Source organism: Saccharomonospora iraqiensis subsp. paurometabolica YIM 90007, assembly GCF_000231035.2.
GTDB classification, from domain to species: Bacteria; Actinomycetota; Actinomycetes; order Mycobacteriales; family Pseudonocardiaceae; genus Saccharomonospora; species Saccharomonospora paurometabolica.
Genome location: NZ_KI912220.1, coordinates 9,442 through 10,018, shown reverse-complemented (window position 1 = coordinate 10,018; position 577 = coordinate 9,442). Strand labels below are relative to the sequence as shown.

1 protein-coding gene is annotated in these 577 nt (G+C 76.9%); it reads right to left on the bottom strand.

The window, feature by feature from the left end; genetic code table 11:
* Window positions 1–577, bottom strand: a 577-nt coding sequence (locus SACPADRAFT_RS32490) for a cell division protein PerM (RefSeq protein ID WP_007027915.1), incomplete at both ends; no start/stop codon positions are given.

The following is a 577-nucleotide window of genomic DNA, read 5'->3' as shown; positions in this document are numbered from 1 at the left end:
CGGTGGCGACGAGCGCCACCAGCGCCCCACTCGTGCACAGCGCCGCGAGGCCGAGCAGCCCCGCCCGGATCCCCCGCAGTGCGACCGGGTCGAACCGCCGCCCCCGCGACCGAGCCGTCCACGCCGGTGCCGTGCGGGCACGCAGCGCGCCCAAAACCGCGAACACCCCGGACAGCAGCATCGGGGTGCCGACCCCGCGCAACGGGTCCACCTGCACCCCGGTGCCCGCCGACCCCACGACCACGATGCTCGCGACCACGGCGTGCGCACCGGTGACGGTCACCACCACGGGCACGGTCGGCGACGGGCGCAGCTCCCCCAGCCGGTGGACCGCCCCCGCGGCGGCACGGGCGACGAGCACCGCCGCACCCACCGTCGGCAGTAACGGCAGCACCCCCAGCTCGGCGCCGGACAACTCCAACGGCACCTGGTACACCGCCAGCCAGCCGGGCCCGGACGCCAGGAGCACGTCCCACCCGGAGAACTCCGCCCGCGGCGCCACCATCGTGACCAGCGTCAACACGGTGACGACCAGCGCGTAGCCGCCGACGACGGGCGCCGCCGCCGCCCCGAGGAG